Annotated in this window: 19 protein-coding genes; 1 reads left to right on the top strand and 18 read right to left on the bottom strand. The window is 47.2% G+C overall.

Annotated elements, in window-relative coordinates:
• Positions 1 to 22: 22 nt before the first annotated feature.
• The 14 genes from ACHUET_RS04965 to ACHUET_RS04900 all read right to left on the bottom strand — a co-directional run bounded on the left by ACHUET_RS04965 (position 23) and on the right by ACHUET_RS04900 (position 13,740).
• Positions 23 to 1,837 (bottom strand): hypothetical protein, encoded by a 1,815-nt coding sequence (locus ACHUET_RS04965; RefSeq protein ID WP_394211146.1) that lies wholly within the window; start codon positions 1,835 to 1,837, stop codon positions 23 to 25.
• 199 nt (positions 1,838 to 2,036) lie between these two features.
• Positions 2,037 to 2,270, bottom strand: a complete 234-nt coding sequence (locus ACHUET_RS04960) for a hypothetical protein (RefSeq protein WP_394211144.1) — start codon at positions 2,268 to 2,270, stop codon at positions 2,037 to 2,039.
• Between the two features lie 8 nt (positions 2,271 to 2,278).
• Entirely contained in the window at positions 2,279 to 2,719 is a 441-nt protein-coding gene (locus ACHUET_RS04955) for a hypothetical protein (RefSeq protein WP_394211143.1), read from the bottom strand.
• Positions 2,720 to 2,768: 49 nt separating this feature from the next.
• Entirely contained in the window at positions 2,769 to 3,335 is a 567-nt protein-coding gene (locus ACHUET_RS04950) for a hypothetical protein (RefSeq protein WP_394211142.1), read from the bottom strand.
• Positions 3,332 to 4,525 carry a hypothetical protein gene (locus ACHUET_RS04945; RefSeq protein WP_394211140.1) on the bottom strand — a complete coding sequence of 398 codons (1,194 nt, stop codon included), beginning with the start codon at positions 4,523 to 4,525 and terminating at the stop codon, positions 3,332 to 3,334. The genes ACHUET_RS04950 and ACHUET_RS04945 overlap by 4 nt, the downstream gene beginning before the upstream one ends.
• On the bottom strand, positions 4,518 to 4,811 hold the full coding sequence (locus tag ACHUET_RS04940) for a hypothetical protein (protein WP_394211139.1): 294 nt from the start codon (positions 4,809 to 4,811) through the stop codon (positions 4,518 to 4,520). Before ACHUET_RS04940 ends, ACHUET_RS04945 begins: the two co-directional genes overlap by 8 nt.
• A gap of 2 nt (positions 4,812 to 4,813) precedes the next feature.
• A complete protein-coding gene (locus ACHUET_RS04935; RefSeq protein WP_394211137.1) occupies positions 4,814 to 5,563 on the bottom strand; it encodes a phage tail protein in 750 nt (249 codons plus the stop codon).
• 2 nt (positions 5,564 to 5,565) lie between these two features.
• Positions 5,566 to 7,932: a phage tail protein gene (locus tag ACHUET_RS04930; RefSeq protein WP_394211135.1), complete on the bottom strand. Its 2,367-nt coding sequence runs from the start codon at positions 7,930 to 7,932 to the stop codon at positions 5,566 to 5,568.
• A 342-nt stretch (positions 7,933 to 8,274) separates the two neighbouring features.
• Positions 8,275 to 9,828, bottom strand: a complete 1,554-nt coding sequence (locus tag ACHUET_RS04925) for a hypothetical protein (RefSeq protein WP_394211134.1) — start codon at positions 9,826 to 9,828, stop codon at positions 8,275 to 8,277.
• Between the two features lie 10 nt (positions 9,829 to 9,838).
• Positions 9,839 to 10,369, bottom strand: a complete 531-nt coding sequence (locus ACHUET_RS04920; protein WP_394211132.1) for a hypothetical protein — start codon at positions 10,367 to 10,369, stop codon at positions 9,839 to 9,841.
• Positions 10,366 to 11,268, bottom strand: coding sequence for a hypothetical protein (locus ACHUET_RS04915; RefSeq protein ID WP_394211130.1), 903 nt, complete (start codon positions 11,266 to 11,268; stop codon positions 10,366 to 10,368). The genes ACHUET_RS04920 and ACHUET_RS04915 overlap by 4 nt, the downstream gene beginning before the upstream one ends.
• A 9-nt stretch (positions 11,269 to 11,277) precedes the next feature.
• A complete protein-coding gene (locus ACHUET_RS04910) occupies positions 11,278 to 11,706 on the bottom strand; it encodes an HIT family protein (protein WP_394211128.1) in 429 nt (142 codons plus the stop codon).
• Between the two features lie 9 nt (positions 11,707 to 11,715).
• Positions 11,716 to 12,645 carry a hypothetical protein gene (locus tag ACHUET_RS04905; protein ID WP_394211126.1) on the bottom strand — a complete coding sequence of 310 codons (930 nt, stop codon included), beginning with the start codon at positions 12,643 to 12,645 and terminating at the stop codon, positions 11,716 to 11,718.
• Positions 12,646 to 12,753: 108 nt separating this feature from the next.
• Positions 12,754 to 13,740: a hypothetical protein gene (locus ACHUET_RS04900; RefSeq protein ID WP_394211124.1), complete on the bottom strand. Its 987-nt coding sequence runs from the start codon at positions 13,738 to 13,740 to the stop codon at positions 12,754 to 12,756.
• Between the two features lie 241 nt (positions 13,741 to 13,981).
• Here ACHUET_RS04900 and ACHUET_RS04895 point away from each other — a divergent pair, with 241 nt between their 5' ends.
• Positions 13,982 to 14,413 (top strand): hypothetical protein, encoded by a 432-nt coding sequence (locus tag ACHUET_RS04895; protein ID WP_394211123.1) that lies wholly within the window; start codon positions 13,982 to 13,984, stop codon positions 14,411 to 14,413.
• A gap of 54 nt (positions 14,414 to 14,467) precedes the next feature.
• Here the strand turns inward: ACHUET_RS04895 and ACHUET_RS04890 are convergent, their stop codons facing one another.
• The 4 genes from ACHUET_RS04890 to ACHUET_RS04875 all read right to left on the bottom strand — a co-directional run bounded on the left by ACHUET_RS04890 (position 14,468) and on the right by ACHUET_RS04875 (position 19,114).
• Entirely contained in the window at positions 14,468 to 14,971 is a 504-nt protein-coding gene (locus ACHUET_RS04890) for a hypothetical protein (protein ID WP_394211121.1), read from the bottom strand.
• A 67-nt stretch (positions 14,972 to 15,038) separates the two neighbouring features.
• Positions 15,039 to 17,396, bottom strand: coding sequence for a VgrG-related protein (locus ACHUET_RS04885; protein WP_394211119.1), 2,358 nt, complete (start codon positions 17,394 to 17,396; stop codon positions 15,039 to 15,041).
• Between the two features lie 94 nt (positions 17,397 to 17,490).
• A complete protein-coding gene (locus ACHUET_RS04880; protein WP_394211117.1) occupies positions 17,491 to 18,432 on the bottom strand; it encodes a hypothetical protein in 942 nt (313 codons plus the stop codon).
• A complete protein-coding gene (locus tag ACHUET_RS04875; RefSeq protein ID WP_394211115.1) occupies positions 18,425 to 19,114 on the bottom strand; it encodes a helix-turn-helix transcriptional regulator in 690 nt (229 codons plus the stop codon). The genes ACHUET_RS04880 and ACHUET_RS04875 overlap by 8 nt, the downstream gene beginning before the upstream one ends.
• Positions 19,115 to 19,162 lie beyond the last annotated feature (48 nt).

Raw genomic sequence — 19,162 nt, 5'->3', positions numbered from 1 at the left:
TGGCTAAACCTTTGCTTGTTGATTAAAGCGCTGGCAAGTTGATCATTTCAATCAACATGCACTGATTGCGATAACGAGGTAGCGGGTTAACCTCGCCAGCCATACGGCTGTAGATCGCCACGTCTTTTTCAAACGCGGTGGCATTTGACGTGAGCACCATTGGCGGTACTGCGGTAAAGCCAACAAACGGCGCTTGTGCTGGCGTGATAGCGCGTGGCACTAACAACGCATGTGCTGTGGTGGTGTCCGTTTCTTCGTCAAACACGCCCATGCTTGATGGAACGTAATAGACGTTTGCACCGTTGTTTTTAAGACGGCCAATACGGTAGACAGAATACTGATCACCAAACGGTAGACCTGTTGATTCGTAGTTTTGGCCACCCATACCTGAGAAAAACGCCGCGCCGCGATCCGACACATAAAGATCGTAACCTGCAATCGCTGTATTAATAGCGCGAGACAAGCGAGTACGTGCCAGCCCCAACGTGATATTGATGTTAGAGAACGCATCCGCTAGGTTGGTCGGTGACACGCCAGTCTTGTTGAAGTCAAACGTAACCACGCGGCCAGTTTTCGTATTTTGGTCTGATAGACACATATTGAACGCGGTACGCAATAAACGGCCTGTCTGCTCAAAGTAATAACGCTGCATAGCGATTGTTTGCGCGGCTCCGTACCAGTTGATACCAAGCTCATTCGATAGCTGAGTGATCGCATCGATTGTTGCAGTAGAACGCGAACGATGAGGGGTTGCATAGATAGAACGGTGTAAAAACTCCATATCTACCGATGGTTCACGCAAAATGTTGTTGCCGTTGCTGTCTTTACGCTCGTAGTCAAAGGCAAGCTCGATACTCACGTCATCAGCATCAGGATCAACGCCATTTGTCGTGTCAAAATTCACTTCGATAGTATGCGTATCAAGATCAGCCACAGCGGTTGTTACGATATAGGTATCTGCACCGATCTCAACTGGATCTGATGATTGTAGAACGCTGCGACCACCTTTGGTCGGGTGATCACGGTATCTGTCATTGGCAATCTCAATACCTTTGACCATAACAGAAACACGGCCACCCAAAAACGGTGCAAGTGGTGAGGTTTTATCAACAATAAATTTAATGGTTTTATCGCCGCGTTTTTCAGCGGCATAGGCCACATGCGATTCAAGCGTGAACGTGCCAGCGGCGGTTTTTTCCATGGTCAACGTATGGCGGTTTTCAAGGTATGGCATACCCGCTTTGTCACCGTCCATCAATTCGCCACGGCGCATAACACCCATGTCTAAACCTGCGGTCGCTGTACCATAAACGATTGGCAATTCGTTACTACCCATTGGGTTAGGTAACATTGATAGCAGTGGTAGTGAGTTAGAGATACCGTACGCGATAATGACTTGAGTTGCGGCTGGCACGACTGACAATGCTTCATGATGACCTAGTGATAGGCTGTCAAAAGTAGGCTCTGCGTTGCTGTCGTATTTTTCAGCACCACCAAAAGGCGCGGCGGCTGTGGTTAATGCGGCGGCAATCGCGTACTCTGACGGCATTTCACCACCATTACGGCGCTTAAATTCAATAATACCGTCTTCTAAACCATCAAAAACGGCTTGCTTGTCTTCTGCCATGTATTTACTGTTTAAGATACGCTGTAGCGACTCGGGTAGCTCGCTCATTGCTGCCTCACGGCCTTGGGGGTTGCTTGCCAGCATTGAGTCAAACGCGGCGACTTGATCGCTGCTATTGCCTTTGTTTTCTAAAGAACGCATCAGGCGGCGTACTGCCTGTACTTCTTTATGTGCTGCTGCGTCAAATACTGCTGCTTGCTTCTTATCCATGGGGTTAATCCTATATGGTCGGTTGGATAGTGATAGAACATCTAAACTGATAGGATTAATGTTAATAGGCTTTCAAATAGGCGTTTTAGGGGTGTTCCAAACGCAAAAAAGCCGCTTATTAGGCGGCTTTTTTGTACGTTGTCTAGCATGTCTTTTTATTCATGCCTATCGGCTTGGAAATGGGTGAACATCAACTATTTTAGCAATCTTGGTAATAAACGCGCTGGCCTTCATGCCTGTGTTGGCCTGTCTCTATAGGCTTATCACAACGATCACAAGGTAAAATATCACCATTGGCGGCGCGGTAAACTTCTTTATAGTCACTAAGTAAAATAAACTCATCTGCCATTCTAAAGGCCGCCACTGGTGTTATATCTTTATGCTTTAATAGCTCAAGCGCTACAAAATCACGGCTCATTGGTTCAGTATTCACAGTCATCATCAACCCTTAACTGGTGGCATAAATCCCATCACACCTTTAAATGTTTGCCACCTTTTGCCGTCTTTAAAGTCTATGAGTACGTCTACGCGTGTCGGAATATTTTTAGGTTTAAATGCGGCTGGCGCGGCCATTAAATACCCTGCGAGGTTACAATGCTTAACCCATTTATGATGACAATAGCCCAGTAGAAAATTATTAACGATCGCGTCCAGTACCGCAAGGCTTGGCGTGCTCATAACGCAACCGTCCAAGCCGTCAGAATGTAAGGCGCGATCATAAGCGCTGCGCCAGTCACTCTTACCAAAACCTGCCAAGTCTTCTCTATCGGCATAATTGCGCTGCACTTCATCCCACAACGTATCAAACACACCCCAACACTTATGCTTTATGATCTTTTTATTAGCGGGAACCAGTTTACCGACTTCAATGTAGTTAATCATGGCCAACTATCCTATGTTGTTGTTTCACCTCTATTATAACCAAGTGTCCTTACTCATAGGGCATGGCCACGTCTTTAATATCGGCCTCATCAAACGCATCAAGATAGTTAAGGTCGAACCGTTGCGACAATGCGTAGCGCTTGCCAGCGCTAGCAAGCATGGCCTGAGCCATAATGCCTGTGACTTCGTGGTACTCCTTATGGCCGTTTAGCATAAAACAAAGCAAATCGCCTTTTTTTGGTTCCCAATTTGGCATATTTTTTAAGCGCTCATCGCCCTCTAATTCAATGTCGTAAGGCTCAACGAGCACGATCGATGACATTTCTTCGGGCAAAACAAACATGCCAGTATCATGAAACGCGCCGCCCAAGCTATCGAGCATTAAAACCATGGCATGACCTAACGGCTCATAATCAATCGCGTGCTCATCGCTATTGCTTACCGATCCTAACCCTGACCAAGTATCGCGGTCGCGGTCTTTGGTGCTATCACCGACTGGTAAAACAACGCGTCTAAAAGCAAACGTTGGTATAACCCCCTGACTTCTTAACGTGATAATCCGATTGGCCAAACTCTGGCCATTCGTCACCAGCTCATTTTCTATCCGTAAGCTCATTTGTTGCCCCATTTTTTCTGATAGTTGTTAACTTCGGTTTGATAGATCTCTTTAAAATTGGCTGGCACGTTCTTTTTGCCAAGCTGATTTTTGGCGTACTGGTAGCTGGCGCGTTCGGCTTGCGTTGGCTGGTGAGGCGATTTGGCTTGCTGGCGCTTTTGCTCGGCTTTGATCTGCTTTTCAGCGGCGGTAGCGGCTTGCTTGATCTTTTTGCTCCAATGTAAACGACCATTCCAGTTATTAAGCGCCTCTGTCTGCTTCATGGCTTCACGTTCTAGCGTGCTGGCTGTCCTACGGTGCGACTTCACTTGGTTGCTGGCCTTGGCTATGTCTTCACGCGCATAATCTCTGATCTTGGCGATCATGTGCGGACTGGTGACGTACTTCATGACACGTAAGGCGTGTTTGCAAGCCACGCCAGTTAATTTAGGGTTACGTGTTGAGGGGTAGCGGTTCTCATCAATCTTATAGTTATACTTACCGACTGTAGCAATATACCTGTACCAATACCTATGACGGCCACAATCACAATCAAATCGAATCTTGCCGTCAATAACCGCCTCTCTCACGTCCACAACGGTTGGCGCTTTGGTGCGACCTAGCAGCAAGTTTGGATAGTCGAGCAACTGCACCGTCACATAGTGGTGTGTGTCCTTACTGCCAATACCTGCGTTCGTGACAAAATGAATCACGTTACCCTTGCGCTTAAAAACGCTGGCAAGGTGAATCTGAGTATTGGCACGCTTGATATCTTCGACGCGGGATTGGTTGATCACCTGCTGCGGTGTGATACCGCCTAAAAACTTGTTTGAGGCGGCTTTGACATTGGCGAGATAGGCATCAAGTATCGCGGCGTTAAGCGTCTTTTTTAACTCACGGTTGCGCTTGGTATCCCCTAGGGTAAATTCCAGTAACTCGCCAGCACTAATGCCAGCACGGTTTTTGGCCGTTTTAACCAATGACTCTAATTTTTTGGTAGTCAGGCGTTCGCCGTGCTCGATATCTTGTAATACGCCTTTGAAATATTGCTTTTGGCGGCTGGCGTGCTTGCGCTGCTTACCAACGGTCTTGCCTGTCTGTGTGCGCCACTGTCTAAGCTCATCAAGCGTCATGCCGTTAAGCTGGCGATCTTGATAACTGGTGCTGTCTTCACGATCGGGGCTTAAAAAATCCTCGGGGTAATTATCCATCGATACCAGCCCCTTTGCTCATGTGCTCACGTTTAAGCTGTGCCAAGTTTGCTGGCAAGGGTAAAAAGATGGTACGGCGCGGCAACGGTTCCCCTATGCGGTTCGTGCCAGCGCATAGCATCACAATGTCTGCATTATCACGGTTGCCATACGCACGATAAGCAACCAAGCTGGGGTCGTGCACCTCGTCTGTGCCAATATTCCATACGATTAGCTTATCGGTACGCGATCGGCGTACCAGTAAGTCAACGTGGGTTCTGACAGCGTTTAGGTAGATATTTTGCATGATTAAATACGCTCCCATAAGTGAGTGGTATGCAATGGGTAGGCTTGTGGGCGCTGGCTTATAGCTTCGGTTGTCATACCCTTTTGGCCAAACGCGTCGCCTATGGTATCGATAAAATTATCATTGTCGTCTGTACTAACAATGATCTTGCCAGTAACGCGCCGCCATGTAGTGCTAATACCTAACAACTCATCAAAAAGCGGCTTTGGGTTTATGCCGCTATGACTGGCATACAAAAAGCCAACTGGTATCGCGGTATCAAGTAAGTGCTGGAATCGCGGTATGTCTAAATACTGGCTATGCGGGTTCTGTGGGCTTAAATGCCCCTCCATTGTGGCCAGCGGCTTGTTTTGGCTGTTGTCGCTAATTACCGTCACGCCAGCGGCTTCGCTCTCCGTAAGCAATATGCCAAACGAGGCTGCAAAATTACTTGTCGAGCACACAGCAAAAAAAGGCGATGAATTTGACGCGGCCACGGCAAAAAGTATGCCGCGATCCGTCATTACGCCAATTTCATAAACAGAACCACTACTTGCGGCCACGATATCAGCGCTAAATCTCAGCACGTTACTGATTGGCTCAACGCCGCCGCTAATGATTGGTGTTCTTACAATCTCGCTGGTTAATGCAACCTCGCTACCTGTTGTTGATCGCCTAGCTGTACCTACCGCTAGGTGTGATAGTTTCACCGTGCCGCTGGCAAGCGCTTGTTTGCCAGCATTGGTGACTTTAAACAAAATAGCATCTGCCATAATTAGCGCCCCTTAGTTGTACCAGCTGAATAGTTGGTAATGGTAACGCCGCCCTCTTTAACGTAACCTGCAAGGCCGCCGCTGGCTGGCGCTAATTCATGCGCCCTTAAACTGCTTAATTCCGTTTTGTCGATTGGCTTTGGCGCTATGCTGTTTGTGTCATTCACGTTGTCCAATAGCAGATATTTTGATAGCGCGAATGTTTGGCCGCTTTCGCCAAGCGCCCCGCCGTTACCGCCTGAGTTGATAGATAGGTCGCCGCCGTCATCCCCTTGGTAAACGCCCCTAGTGTCGTTATAAGCGCCTACGCTATAACCGCCTAAGCCAGCACTACTAATGCTTGCGTCAGTCGCTCTTTTACAGACTGTTGATAGGTTGTATATCTCACTGCTAGAATCAGGCCATACCTTTTGGAAGAAAACACGGTTACTAGGGTCGTTTTCGATCTGCGATTTGTACTTGTTATACAAAGAACTGTTTACAACCGCCTTTCTTGCTGACGGAATCCATAACGGCACATCTTTAAAGTCGCTACGCAAGTTTGCGGGTTCATCTATAACTATCCTGCCGTCAAAATATAAACTATCTAAATTCATTTTGGCGTTTGCAATGGTAGTACCGCTAAAGGTAATGCCAGCAAATTCGGGGAATGGATTATTCACGTCCATATTGGCTGTAACTAAATTTCTGTTATCGTTTCGGTCGTCTGCCATATACCACTCAAACGAGCCAGCGTTAATCGAGGCTTTACCAAGTGGTGCACCGCCACCCGCTGCCGTTCCGTTTTGGTGGCCTACGCGTTGATCGGATGAGTTAAAATCATAAACGTATGCACCGCCCCCACCACCACCGCCGCCGCCGCCAGCAATAAGGTTGTAGTTTTCAACCAATATCGCTCTAGTAGTAGATTTAATGGCTGTACCGCCGTTACCGCCTTTTTGCGCCGCGTCTGAGTAAGCAAGTCTTGATTCATATCTTGCGGCGCGAATGAGCACAGCCCCCATACCACCATCACCGCCGCGTCCTAAAATACGACCGCGATTTTCAACAACGATCTGAGATCCTGACGGCCATTTATCACCGTCTATCAAGGCTGGCGTGCTGGTGTTAGGTGCGATAATGTCCACGCCAGCATCAACAATAAAACGGATCTTATCGGTTGCCGTAGGGTAGTCGCCGCTTTGCTGTTTGTAGTATTCGTCAAGCTGCATACCGCTGGTTGTACTTTGGGTGATATGCACCACAGACTCATTGTTACCAAGATCATTGATCGGCACGTTAATCGATAGGCTGGCTGGCGCACCTACGGTTAGGCGTACATGCTTTTGCGGTTCCTCAGCGTTATCATCAGGCGTGGTCGTAAAATCGATTACGGCGCTACCATTTTTCAAAATAACCGTACCGCTTTGGGATTTATCAGGTGTGGTTATGTCGTTACTGCCACTGTTTAATCTGCCCTCTTTGATCGTCCAGTTAAGGATCTGTCCATCAGGTATGTTATTTGCTGTTACCGTAAAGCGTACCGCGCCTCCCTCGGTGATCGATGATTTATTGGCGCTGATATTCCACACAGTCTCTATCACATCATCAGGGTTATAACGCTCGAAAATATGTTTTGTATAAAGCGGGTAGACGTTTGGCCGTTCGTTCACACCTGCCAGCTCGGTCATGCCTTTTTGACCTAGGACGATACCAACGTCTTTAATGTAGTTGTCATTAGGATCTGTACCAACAATGATTTTACCTGTCAGCCTACGCCAAAACGTGTTGATACCTAGCAGCTGATCAAACTTGGCTTTTGGATTGGTCGCGCTGTTGGTGTGGTGCAAATAACCGACTGGGAACATAACATCGAGTAGAAGCTGAAAGCGACTGAGCGCCACATACTGCGGGTGTGGATTGGTGGCCGCTACGTGGTTTTGCATCAGCACGGTAGCCAAGCTGTTATTTGGATCTGTGCTTACCGTGATACTGCCTTTGCTAATATCATCTATGGCCACGCCGAACGAGGTCACAAACGCGATATTAGGGTAAAGCGTGACAAGCGGATCTGTACTAGAAGCAACCACAGCAAACAACACGCCTGTCTTAGTAAATAACCCCATTTCATACACTGGCGTTATGTCGTCCGCATACATGGCGCTGGTAAATCGCAAGGTGTTGCCGACCACTTCGCCTGAAACAATATCGCTGCGACCGACTTCATTTTTTAAAGACGTTTCACCGCCAGTCGGTGTGTACTTGCTCTTACCTATGGCCACATGGGTTAGGTCAATCAGGATCTTAGTATCATCGCCGCTGGCTCGTAAGGCTGATTGCTTGCCAGCCTCGGTGATCTTAAAAATAATAGATTTGGTATTAGCCGCCATAATTATTATTCGCTATTCAATTAATGAGTATGAATAATTTTACCGCGTGGTGGCTAGCGTGATTAGGCGTGTTCCACCGCTTTGATTGGGGTCATGTGACCGTCATGTGAGGGTCATTTTATAGCAAAAGTCAGTCCGCTTTTAAACCATTGATATTAAATATTTTTATGTGGTTTTTACCCCTAAAACGGCTATATTCAGTCCGCTTTTTTTCGACCTAAAATAAATAAGTAATGGTTTATTATTTTATCAATCCTGCAGAAAGCTTTTAAGAATTAAGTTATTGATATATATACAAATACGTTTTTGGCCAAAAAAAACTAAATAAAACTAATGTTTGCTTTATCCCATAAGCGCGGCCAATTCGTCCAAGTCCTCCCATTGCTGTTTATCCTTATCGCTGCCCTTAAATCCGACCTTGTTTGCTGGCGTGTAATTGATGTTTTCAAGGAACGCAAACGCGAATGTATCGGCAATATCAGGTGAGGTGATACCGTCTTTTAGCATGTCTTTTTTACTGGTGATACCCCAGCGCGATTTCTCATCAAAGAAATACGGCAAGCGGCTCATTTGCGTTTCAAGATTGGTGACGACTTGATACATACGGCGCACTTTTGGCGCTATGCTGAATATACCGCGCTCAACGGTTTTTGCCATGGTCACATAGGCGTGAGCACGTTTGTTGAAGTAAAGCGTTTTTAGGTTGTTGTTAAAGCAAGGCACGCCCCAGTTGACAGTCTCAAAATACAAGCCCTCAGCTTTTAGCGACTGGCATAAGCCCATGCCAGCGCCCATAGGATCGATAACAACGGTCGCGCCAGCATATTCAGCAACGGCTGCGTATATCTTGGCTTTTAGCTCGTTAATATTGGCGCGGTTGCTAAATAGCGGTATATCGACCAAGTGCGCATGGCGCTCAATACGGCCTTGGTAGTCTTTATCGACCACCTTAAACACACTAATTACGCTGCTATCACGGCCAACGTCACCGCCAACGTCCACGGTTATGATATAGCCGTACTCGTCTTCCTCGGTGATCGCGGGTTTACGCTTGAGCATCTGCGTTATTTCGGATCGCGTCAGTAAGAACTTGCCCTTTAATTCAGGGAACTTGCCACGTATGCGGATCATGTAACCTGCATGATCACGGCTGCCATACTGGTATAGCGCCTCGATCAGCTTAGATTCACTCACCAGCGGGGATAACTCGCCGTTAAACTCTAACGCAATCCATACGCCGTTGTTATGGTGACTTAGCTTATGGTGCGTGTCATAGAAAAAGCCAGTGTTGGTCGCTGGCTGGCTCGTCAGTACGGCGCGGTTGTTCTCATGGGTCAATGCACCAATAGCGACTTCCATCACCGCATCATCGATACCGCAAGCCTCATCAGCCCATACCATGTAGTGATCACCATGCTGGCCAGCAATGTTGGTTGGCTGATGTTTAGGCGCGGTCTTGGCGAAAACAAACCAAGTGTCTTTAAAGCCCTTGATGTAGATCTTTTCTGTCAGTACCACGACAAAATCAGCAAGCCAGCTCAGCGCGGGGTTATTGCGTAAGCGCTGAATACAAATATTGATCTCTTTCCAAACAACCGTCCTTAACTGGCCAATTTGCGGCGCGGTAAAAAGCATGACGGACTCAGGGTAAAAAAGTAAGTGCCATAACGCGATAATGCCAGCCGACCTAGATTTACCTGTACCATGTCCTGACGCAACGGACGTGCGACTACTTGGAATTTGGATCGACTCAAAAAGCAATTCCTGCTGCGGGGTCACGGCCTGTCCTGAATCGATCGTCATGTCTAACGCTTCAACCGCAAAACGTGTTATGTCGTAGCGGTATCGGTCGCACACCTCAAGCCATTCAGGTAATTCTAGTAAGCTCTCTATCATTACGACTCACTTAGATGCTAAATGGCATCATGTCGAACTCGTCATCCTCTGCCTCGTTTTGCTCGGCATCAGGCTGGCGGGTTATGACATAGCCGCCATGGGCTGATCTTGCCGCCCATACTGCAAGCAATACCGCAATATGGCCGTTATTAATCCCCATGCTGTCAAAGTCGAGCGCCTTACCGCGCTCATCGACCTTGCGCGTTTGGATAACCTGTTTAGGGTCATAGCGCTGCACCTCGTCATCAAGTACCAACAAGCCAGCGGCAAGGCTGGCCTTATAAGCCGCCATAACCGCTTGCATCTGCTCTTTTTCGTTGAACGCCAAGCCCCAGTGATTGAAGACGTTAGGTGTATCGGTTACAACGATCGTGTCACCTTTGGCCACTGGTTGATCGCGCCACTCGGCCTCTTTACTGATCAAGATCTTGCCACTATCAACAAGGGTAACGGCCAAAATTCGCACGGCCACGCCGTCATAGGTGGCGGCACGCGCATCGATATAGACGACATTTGAATTTACTGGTTTTTTGTCGCTCATGGTGTGTCGTCCTTAATGTCGTATTGGTTAATCTCGCCAGTGGTCGGATCGGCTGTTACGCGGGTATGTCTATTGGCTTCACGCTCGATCACGTCCGCTTCAATCACAAAGCTGTTTAGCTTCTCAGGCGGGTCACGGTGGCCGCCCACTGGTGGCAAGTTTGGCGGTATGCTGCCGTCAGGTTCGCCAGTATCGGTAATGTCGTCGTCATAGCCGCCCAAGCCCACCACGTTTGGCTCAGCACCCACCACAATGCAATCAACCGTCACGGCGTGCACAGTCTCAATGCCTACGTCTGCCTTATCAGGGTAAAGCGTGTTTTCTACGACTCTAAAATTCCACTTGTCCTTGATGATCGACTCGCCAGCAAAACCAAGCTCATAAAAAACATCAATGCCGCGCTTACGCTCATGCTTCCAAAAGTTGACAAACTGGTTGGCAATCGATGAGGCTGCGTGAGGATCGGGCGCAAAAAAGGCAATTTGACATCGATAAGACACGCTTGCCGTTCTTGCCTGTACCACGCGCTGTAATGGATCACTTGGGATCACCACGTTTTGCCATGTTGGGGAACCAATAACCACCTCACGCTCAGGCGGCGACTCAATGGCGCTGATTGCCGTCACCATGAATGGTAGATTTACTGACGTGCCTGAATTGGTCGTATCACCCATGGCCTCGGCGTTTTCGTTCTGCTGCACAGCCTTTAGCATTTTTTCAACATCATCAACCATGCTGCCTTTGGCCACGATGATCGCACCCTCAACACGGCGCGTTTTCCAGTCTCTAATAGACTTTTGGCCAGCTGGTGCGCACCACTGGCGAAAATCCCTTAGTTTTAATCCCCATGCGTTCTGTATTGATTCCAGCGGGGATAACAAACGGCTAACCTTGTTCAAAATAATCTCCTAAGTGCGTCTGAAAATAGTTGGACGATCGCGGCGATCGGTAAATTCTGATCGTCCTTGTAACGCCTCGTTTGTATTCCAAACGGTGATCGTTTCATCGCCCTTGAAGCGCGGGATAATGTGGACGTGCAAATGAAAAACCGTCTGATCTGCGTCAGCACCTTTATTCACGATCAAGTTGTAGTTATCCAAGCCAAGATCTTTAGCGATCGTGGCGGCCAGCTCGAACGTTGCGCCAGTGATATCAGGCGCGGCGCTGGCATCGTCAACGTGTGGCACTGGTATCACCACCAAGTGCCCTAGCGTTATCGGGTTAAGCGGGGTAAAAGACAGAAAATCAACGCCTCTCAAGTGGTGCTCTCTTATATCGCCAGCCTGTATTTTTGAGTGATCACAAAACACACACCCATTTTTATGATATTGGCTCATACCTACCCCTTAGCGGCCTTTAAAAATGCGGGTGCGTTCGCGGCGGTGTCTCTCTTGATCAGCCTTGGCTTTTTTGGTGTCGCCTGTCGTGCGCAGGTCAAGATCACTTGTGCCCTGCATATTGAAGCTATCCCACTGCGCAATAGCCTCATCAAACGACACTGACGGACAAATCAGGCTGTCATAAACTTCTAGTTTGCGATTGTGGCGGCGCTGGCGTAGGCGCTCCAACTTCTCTTGGTGAGATATTTGCTCATCCTGCGACTTCATTACCTCGTTTTGGTAATGACTGATCATCAGGTCGGCTTCATTGGCAGTGGCAATGCTGTCGTACTGGTGCAAAATAGCCGTTTCCAGCGCTGACTTGTGGCTGGCTTGCTGCGGGGTTAGGTTGTCCAAGCTATCAAACGCCATTTCAGCTTCTTCTTCATCTAGCCAAAACAAGCTATCGAACATGCCATTACCGCGATTGGTGTTGTAATTAGGCTGGCGCACATAATCGAACCCATAAAAGCCTGTGATATCAAACTTGCCTGACGCGCCGCGCTTGCGCATAACGGCGCTGCTAAACCCGCCAGCCTTGTTGGTGTAAAGACGTTCTGAGTATTTGCCAGTATCGGTGTCTAAAAACTCATGTCTTGATGTGACATTGCCGTCACTGTCGGCGCTTAGCTCGATTGTGCGTAGGGCTGGCTCGATACGCATGTTTTCGCCAGTTTTGGGATTCAGCCAAACATCAGGCGGGTTCATGCCAAAACGTGCGCGTATTTCATGGCCGTAATAGCCGTATAGATCACCACTGGCAACCAACTCTTGAACATCAGGCGCGTTAATACGTTCGATCATCGATTGAACGTTCATGTCCGACCGATCAACGCCAACATGCTTGCGGCCGCGATCTGCTAGGTTGTAAGTGATTGGGTCTGTTCTTTTTGACATAAAAAATGCCCCTTAAATAAACGTAGTGAATACGTCTAGTTTAAGGGGCACTGAGAGGCTGGCTTGTGGGGTGTTCCTCTGACTGGCTTCGTATTATTTCTAGCTTTCCTACTCTACATTTTCGGCTTCATAACCATAAACATAAGAAGTATCGTATTTATCTTCATCTATATCAGTATCAACCTCGTCTGCATCAGCAATTGTCACAGCCTTAGTTGGCTTTCTATCATCTACCTTTTGATTTTCATTACCAGGCTTTTCAATTCTAGGCTCTTCTAAATTAGAAGTTTGCTGCGTTTGATCTGCAGTAATAGCTGAGTCATCCCCATAATCTTCATAGTCTTCTACATACTCATCTTCATAATAGCTATCTGCTTTCACTGCCTGATCTTCTATGCTATCAACACTTGAAGCATTGTCAGAACTTTTATTTCTTTGTATAAACTTATCTAATATCGCTATCGTTGCAAGCATTGCAGCCGGTTTGCCAATACCTGCTTCATAACTTTGCTGTTCCTCTCCAGTTTCTGAATACGTTTTTTTCAGCTGATAATCCATTTTAGTTGAAAATGTATTACCTGAAATATCATTGAACTCATTAATATTAAATTCACTAATACCCATACTTGCCAGCTCTAGCTTGATGTCATAACCACTATAAACATTAGCAAAAGGATTTGAGTTGTACCCAATATTACTATTGACCAATTTACTATACATAACCGCTAGATCATCTGCTGAATTCACATTTCCTAAATAGGATACGTTTACCTCTGCTGAACAAGACAAATCTCCATTTTCAAGAGTGGTAGGCTGTGAAATATAGTCAAATGATATCTCTGAGTCATAAAGTAACGACGTATCAATAACACCCGCACCGTACTTAGTAGTAATCACCTCTTCTGCTCGTTCCTTGATATGCTCTTTCATTCTGTCAATGGCCCAAGGCTCTAAACAAGGATTTCCAGTCGCTTCAACCAGATTTTCCTTCGCGGCTACACCCTCAGTGTCATCCGATGTATCAAGTGATGAATCGCACGCAGTGATTAATACCGTAGAAAACAGTATCAGCAGTAGAGATTTGGTAATAGACATGCAATATCCTTGATGACGGTGAATTTTTATTGATTGTATCATCGTTAAAATGAATAATAATCGACTTTTAAGCGGAAATGCTATTTATAGTTTGAATTAATAACCTCTTACCCAGCTTTCAAAAGATATCTACGAGATTTTACATCTAAACCCATGACACTAAAAATAATGTCGTTGACAATATTATTATTATGACACTATAATTGATGTCAACCAATATTTTAAATTACAGGATGTAAAAATGACGTATTTATTAGAGTCAGAATTATTACAATCACAAGATACCTGGAAGCGCAGTCAAATTAGACTGACACCTACTCTACATAAGGCTATAGCTGACTACGCCGCTGAGGAGGACGTTGCCTCTTTCAATACAGCTTTGCTTGTTTTGATAAACCAAGGGCTTACTTCATTGAAGAAATTGAGTCGAAAAATTATCTTTACAGAATGGCATCCGACCCACCTTGAGCTCGAAGACAGTGATAGTTTTATAAGTCATAATGAAAAGGTCCGAATGGCTTGTTCAAAGTATATGAGTGACTTTTTTAATGATTACCCAAGCCATGAACTAATTAGTTTTGAGTTTAAAAGCCGAACCCAAAAGATACATAGAAAAGATCAAGAAGTCCTTTATGGTATTCGTATTTGGTATAGCTATCCTGTTGGTAAGTAAGCAATAAAAAACCCACCTTTTAAAAGATGGGTTTTTTATTGACTGCATGAGTCGCTATTTCTCGCCGTGCTTTTTTAGCTCTTTTGATATCTCAACCACCATGGCCAAAATATCCTCACGATCGTAATCGTTGGCCATTGCCTCATAGCTGGCGTTACCTTTCGGGCAATGCTGATTCATCTGTTTATCGATCGCTTGCGCATACGTGAGAAGATCACCTTCAGGATTTAAGCGCAAGTCGTTAAACTGGTTATTTTTAAGCAAGGCTTCCCTTGCTTGGTTCCGTGAATTGATGAAACTATCAACGACCGCGCTAATCGACTCATCGGTTGATATGGACGTGGTGGCCAAACGCAAAAATCTACTACTTAGCATTTGCTTGGCTTTATCATAGGGTATGAGCTTTAGCGGGTAAAGATCTGCCACGGCAATATCCATGTAAGCGGCGCACATCAGGTTATCGTCCTTTGATGAGCCAACTGCTTGAGCCTGGCTAATCATAGTCAAGCCAACTAACAAGCCAGCGCTGGCACGTCTTAAAACTGTCTGTAACTGCATAATTAACCTCTAGTCTAACAAATGCCGATTGTATCACTGCTAATAACAATGCGTCACCCTTCTTCAATTAACCCCACTGGCGTTGTTGGCCTAACCCACCAGTGATAGCGTGTGCCAAGCTGCGATCTGACACGTTTTGATGAATACTGTCATTATTACTTTGAATCATGATCGGCTTGCTATCCCCGCCGCTGTCTAGTCGTTGCTTAACCTTTGGCATATTAGGCACATTCAGCATAAGCGTTTTGGGAAAGTTTGCGGGGGCATAACCAAGATCCTTGCCAGCTGACTTGCTCGAATTAAAGATCATTGGCGTGTTGTCGCTAAAGTTGCTCTTAACGTCACCAGCGCCGCCTTTGTTGGGTGTCATCTTGCCAAGCTCAACGCCAAGCGCACTGCTATTGTTTTTAGCTTTATTTGCCAATGAACCCTCAACCTCTTTACTATCAGGCTGTTTTTGTGTGACGGCATCCTTAACCGCCTCTTTAACGTCCGATACCTTAGAAATGGCCAATACGTCCGCTTTCTCACTCTTGATACGCTTGCGCACGCCAGCCCTTACGTTTGCTGAGCTGCTTTTGAAGTCGCTATCAACGTAACGCGCCTTATCTGCATAGAACGCCTTTAACACAGCCTCATTGTCGGACATATCAACGCCTGATTCTGCTATCCGCTTAAACCGTGATTTATGGTTTGCGCCGTACTGGGTGGAATGTGAGTAGATCGCTTCCTGAATACCGCGATTTTTGGTATCAAAGCCGTATTGTTCTGCAATCTTTTTGGCTGGCATGTAGTGCGTGCGGGTAATGTAGTCCTTCTGCGACTTCTTAAACTCATCACCTCGGCGGCTGGCCACGTCTTTATAGCGCTTATTGAAAGCGGCTGAGCCAGCGGATAAACCCGCAAATTCCCCTGCGAATTTCTGCCCCTCGGGGCTTCTAAGATACGCGGCCATTGAGCCGTTTTTTGAGGCCAGCTGATGTGTACCGTAAGACACGCCGCCGTGATCCCCTGCGCCAGTCGATACGGTATCAACCCCGCGACCGCCTGACTCGTATTTTTCGGCCACTGAGCCAAGATCTGCCAGTCCAAGCACTTCACTAAGCCCCGCGCCAGTCGATGAGACAGTATCGCCCATGTCGGACATTTTCTGATCAATCCACGCGCTCATTTTACTAGCCAACGCGTCCATGCGACTAAAAAACGGCTTGATACCGTTATCCCATGTGTCGCTCATTTTCGCTGGCAAGTTGTAGGCTGTGATTGCGCTCGTCCAACTCTGAATATAAGGTGAGGCCACACCGCCAAGCCATTCGCCGCCCTCACTGCCAAGCCAGCCACCAACAACCGCACCAATGGCTGTACCGACCACTGGCACGACTGAACCAACGGTCGCACCCATAACCGCGCCAGCGCCAGCACCCGCCAGTCTACCTACGCCCTCTGATTTGCCTTGATGATCGAGGTTATCCCAGTCCATTGCAAGGCCAGCTGTACCAGCAACGGCGCTAAGCGCTCCTAGCATTTTTAGGCCGCCCATTTTCTTAAATAGGTTTTTCAGGCCACTACCACCGCCACCAAGTAAGCCGCCCAGCAAGCCACCGCCGCCGTTACCGCGCTGCTTTATAATGGCTTTTAAGATCTTATCTAGTAGCTTCTCGTTCTCGTTGTTGTGTCGATCCTGATCGTTTGGCAACGGTTCCCGCCGCTTCATTGACCTTAGTTTTGACACACTAAATTTAACGCCGCGACCTGCCAGCTTACCAATGCCACCAATCGGGGATAAAAGATCTTTTGCCTCTCTAAAACTATCGACCAACGGATCAATACCACTGGTATCACTGCGGCCACCACTTAATGAGCCAAAACCCAGCTTTCTACGCTCGTTTTCGGACGCTGAACCACTACCCCCAGTAAAACGGCCTCTTGCGTCACGTTCGCGCCCTGCTGCGTCCGTACTGGCGGGGCTGTCACTATTAAGGCTGCGCTTTCGACTACTGGCATTAGTGCTGTCACGGCTAATCGGCACGGCATCACCACCCGCCTGATTGCCGCCTTGGTTGCGTCTTGCAGCGCGTGCCTGACTACCAATGTTTTGAGTATTGCTGTTTGGTTGCGTGCGCCGGCTGGCGCTTGGCGCTTGTTGGGTTATGCTGGCGGGTTCACCAGTAATGCGATTTGAGGATGAGGCGCGGCCACTGGCGGCGCGTTCTCGGTTGCTGTTAACGCTGCTCTGACTGCTGGCTTGATAGGTTGCCTTTCTGACAGCCCTTGTTAGCTCAGTCATGCGCGTATTAGCAATTTGATTTTGGCTCTTTAATATTTGGATGATCTCTTGCGTGTCATCGTGCACGCGGTCAATCCCATCATTCATTCTGTTAACGCCAACGATAAAGCCGCCAGCATCATAGTTTAGGTATGTCATGATCTATGCCTTTTGATAATTCGGTCATTAGATTATGGCACTGCTAAGTGATGCGGCAGCCTTGGTGTTCCTACTGGTCCAATTTAGAACTTCCTTAATCAACGTCTGTATAATCTACCTCATCAATGTCATCGGCGGCGCCCTCATTACCCTCATCATCGAGGCCAAAATCAGCGCTTGCCTCTGCTGCCTTAATGCGATTCAAGCGCTCGTGTAGCTCAGGCTGCAACCGTTCGCGTGCCTCACGCTCTTTCTGATTGATATCGCCCAGCGCGGCCAATGCACCCAAGCGGCGGTCTTGGTCTGACTGCTTGAAGTCGTCCGCTGTGATCCCGCATAACGGCATTTCAACCTCTGATATAGTTTTAAGCGCCATAGCCAAGCTGGTTGTAGTCTCGGTTAAAGACTTGCTTAGCACCATAGCCTGTTGCAACTTTTGCGCGGCGGCCTCGACCTCGGCTATTGGTTCTTTTTTATCTTTCCCACCTATCTCGAAATTAGCGCCGTACTCACCTGCCAGCGCCTCTTGTTCTATTCTAGCCGCTTCATCTGCCAATTCAGGAATACTCAATGTTATAGCAAGCGCCTGATCAAATAAGCCGCCTAAATTAGCATACCTACGTCGAGTTTTAACAATAATGGCGGCACGGCCTTTGGCATCAATCACTACATTGTCGGCTATTTCGCCAATCCTGCTTCCCGCTGCTTCCACTTCCTCCTTTGATTCCCTATTTTGTGCTTTATTAGTTTTTGAGGGAATCAAAGTACTATTTTGCGACTCCTGCTTCCTAGATTGCTTGCTTCCTGCGTCCTCTTCCTGTGTTTTGAGGCTATTTTTAGGCGATTTAACGAGGCTTTGCTTCGTCCATGCTTCCTTTCTTCGCCTTTTGCTTACCGAACCACTAGACTTTGGTGCACTATTTCCATAGGTCGTTTGTAGCTGATCCAGTAATTCTCGGTCAGTTATTTGAGGTGTGTTCTCCCATATAAGTTTGGCCGCCGCCCATATCTCATCTTTTGAATACCGATCACTCATGGTTCACCCCTACAACCACGGCATCCTCTATCATGGATGGTTTAGGTAGCGGTATGCTGTATTGGTAGTGACGGTCACGGTCCTTTAGTAAACGGTGGCGGTCTTCACGATCAACACGCTCGGTGATCTGCATCATTTGCGTATCAATAGCTTGTGCTTGCCGTGCCTGTTTGACCTCTATGGACCTGACAACACGCATCACAGTACTAGCGGCCACGACTGCCTCAACACTGGCGCTATCGGCCTTATGTTCCTCTCTGACGATACTACATAGACGTTTTGAAGCATCTAATAGCGCGGCATGGTCATTTTTACAGATCGACTTCACATGACTAACGATCACGTCAGCCACATTGCCTGTTAACATTTCAATAAGTGCGTGTGATTGGTTAACAACGTGATTCACGGTACCTGCCAACATATCGATTTCAGGTTCTGTCGATAGGCCACATATATAATCTAATGATTGGCCGTAAAGGTCCTGAAATATAAGAAGGTCAATAAGCGTTAAATCTTTTTTGCCATTCTCAATCTCACTAATACGATTTCGGTTGTTTGAGACACCCCACACAGCTTGCATGACCTCAGTTTGAGACATACCAGCATTACGCCGCGCTGCTGCTAAATTTAAACCTACCGTGACGTTAATATTTTGGTGGTGTTCTAAAAAGTATGCTGGCATCAGACGTAGCCATAATTGACATAAAAGAACACCAGATCGAATACTTTA

The sequence above is a fragment of the Psychrobacter piscatorii genome, assembly GCF_043641605.1.
In the GTDB taxonomy this organism is placed as follows: Bacteria; Pseudomonadota; Gammaproteobacteria; order Pseudomonadales; family Moraxellaceae; genus Psychrobacter; species Psychrobacter piscatorii_C.
The sequence above is the reverse complement of the archived record's forward strand: the minus strand, read 5'-3'. Positions and strand labels throughout refer to the sequence as shown.

Coding starts and splice junctions, on each gene's coding strand:
- ACHUET_RS04965 (WP_394211146.1), bottom strand. CDS start 1,837: ATGGATAAGAAGCAAGCAGCAGTATTTGACGCAGCAGCACATAAAGAA.
- ACHUET_RS04955 (WP_394211143.1), bottom strand. CDS start 2,719: ATGATTAACTACATTGAAGTCGGTAAACTGGTTCCCGCTAATAAAAAG.
- ACHUET_RS04950 (WP_394211142.1), bottom strand. CDS start 3,335: ATGAGCTTACGGATAGAAAATGAGCTGGTGACGAATGGCCAGAGTTTG.
- ACHUET_RS04945 (WP_394211140.1), bottom strand. CDS start 4,525: ATGGATAATTACCCCGAGGATTTTTTAAGCCCCGATCGTGAAGACAGC.
- ACHUET_RS04940 (WP_394211139.1), bottom strand. CDS start 4,811: ATGCAAAATATCTACCTAAACGCTGTCAGAACCCACGTTGACTTACTG.
- ACHUET_RS04935 (WP_394211137.1), bottom strand. CDS start 5,563: ATGGCAGATGCTATTTTGTTTAAAGTCACCAATGCTGGCAAACAAGCG.
- ACHUET_RS04930 (WP_394211135.1), bottom strand. CDS start 7,932: ATGGCGGCTAATACCAAATCTATTATTTTTAAGATCACCGAGGCTGGC.
- ACHUET_RS04925 (WP_394211134.1), bottom strand. CDS start 9,828: ATGATAGAGAGCTTACTAGAATTACCTGAATGGCTTGAGGTGTGCGAC.
- ACHUET_RS04920 (WP_394211132.1), bottom strand. CDS start 10,369: ATGAGCGACAAAAAACCAGTAAATTCAAATGTCGTCTATATCGATGCG.
- ACHUET_RS04910 (WP_394211128.1), bottom strand. CDS start 11,706: ATGAGCCAATATCATAAAAATGGGTGTGTGTTTTGTGATCACTCAAAA.
- ACHUET_RS04905 (WP_394211126.1), bottom strand. CDS start 12,645: ATGTCAAAAAGAACAGACCCAATCACTTACAACCTAGCAGATCGCGGC.
- ACHUET_RS04900 (WP_394211124.1), bottom strand. CDS start 13,740: ATGTCTATTACCAAATCTCTACTGCTGATACTGTTTTCTACGGTATTA.
- ACHUET_RS04895 (WP_394211123.1), top strand. CDS start 13,982: ATGACGTATTTATTAGAGTCAGAATTATTACAATCACAAGATACCTGG.
- ACHUET_RS04890 (WP_394211121.1), bottom strand. CDS start 14,971: ATGCAGTTACAGACAGTTTTAAGACGTGCCAGCGCTGGCTTGTTAGTT.
- ACHUET_RS04885 (WP_394211119.1), bottom strand. CDS start 17,396: ATGACATACCTAAACTATGATGCTGGCGGCTTTATCGTTGGCGTTAAC.
- ACHUET_RS04880 (WP_394211117.1), bottom strand. CDS start 18,432: ATGAGTGATCGGTATTCAAAAGATGAGATATGGGCGGCGGCCAAACTT.
- ACHUET_RS04875 (WP_394211115.1), bottom strand. CDS start 19,114: ATGCCAGCATACTTTTTAGAACACCACCAAAATATTAACGTCACGGTA.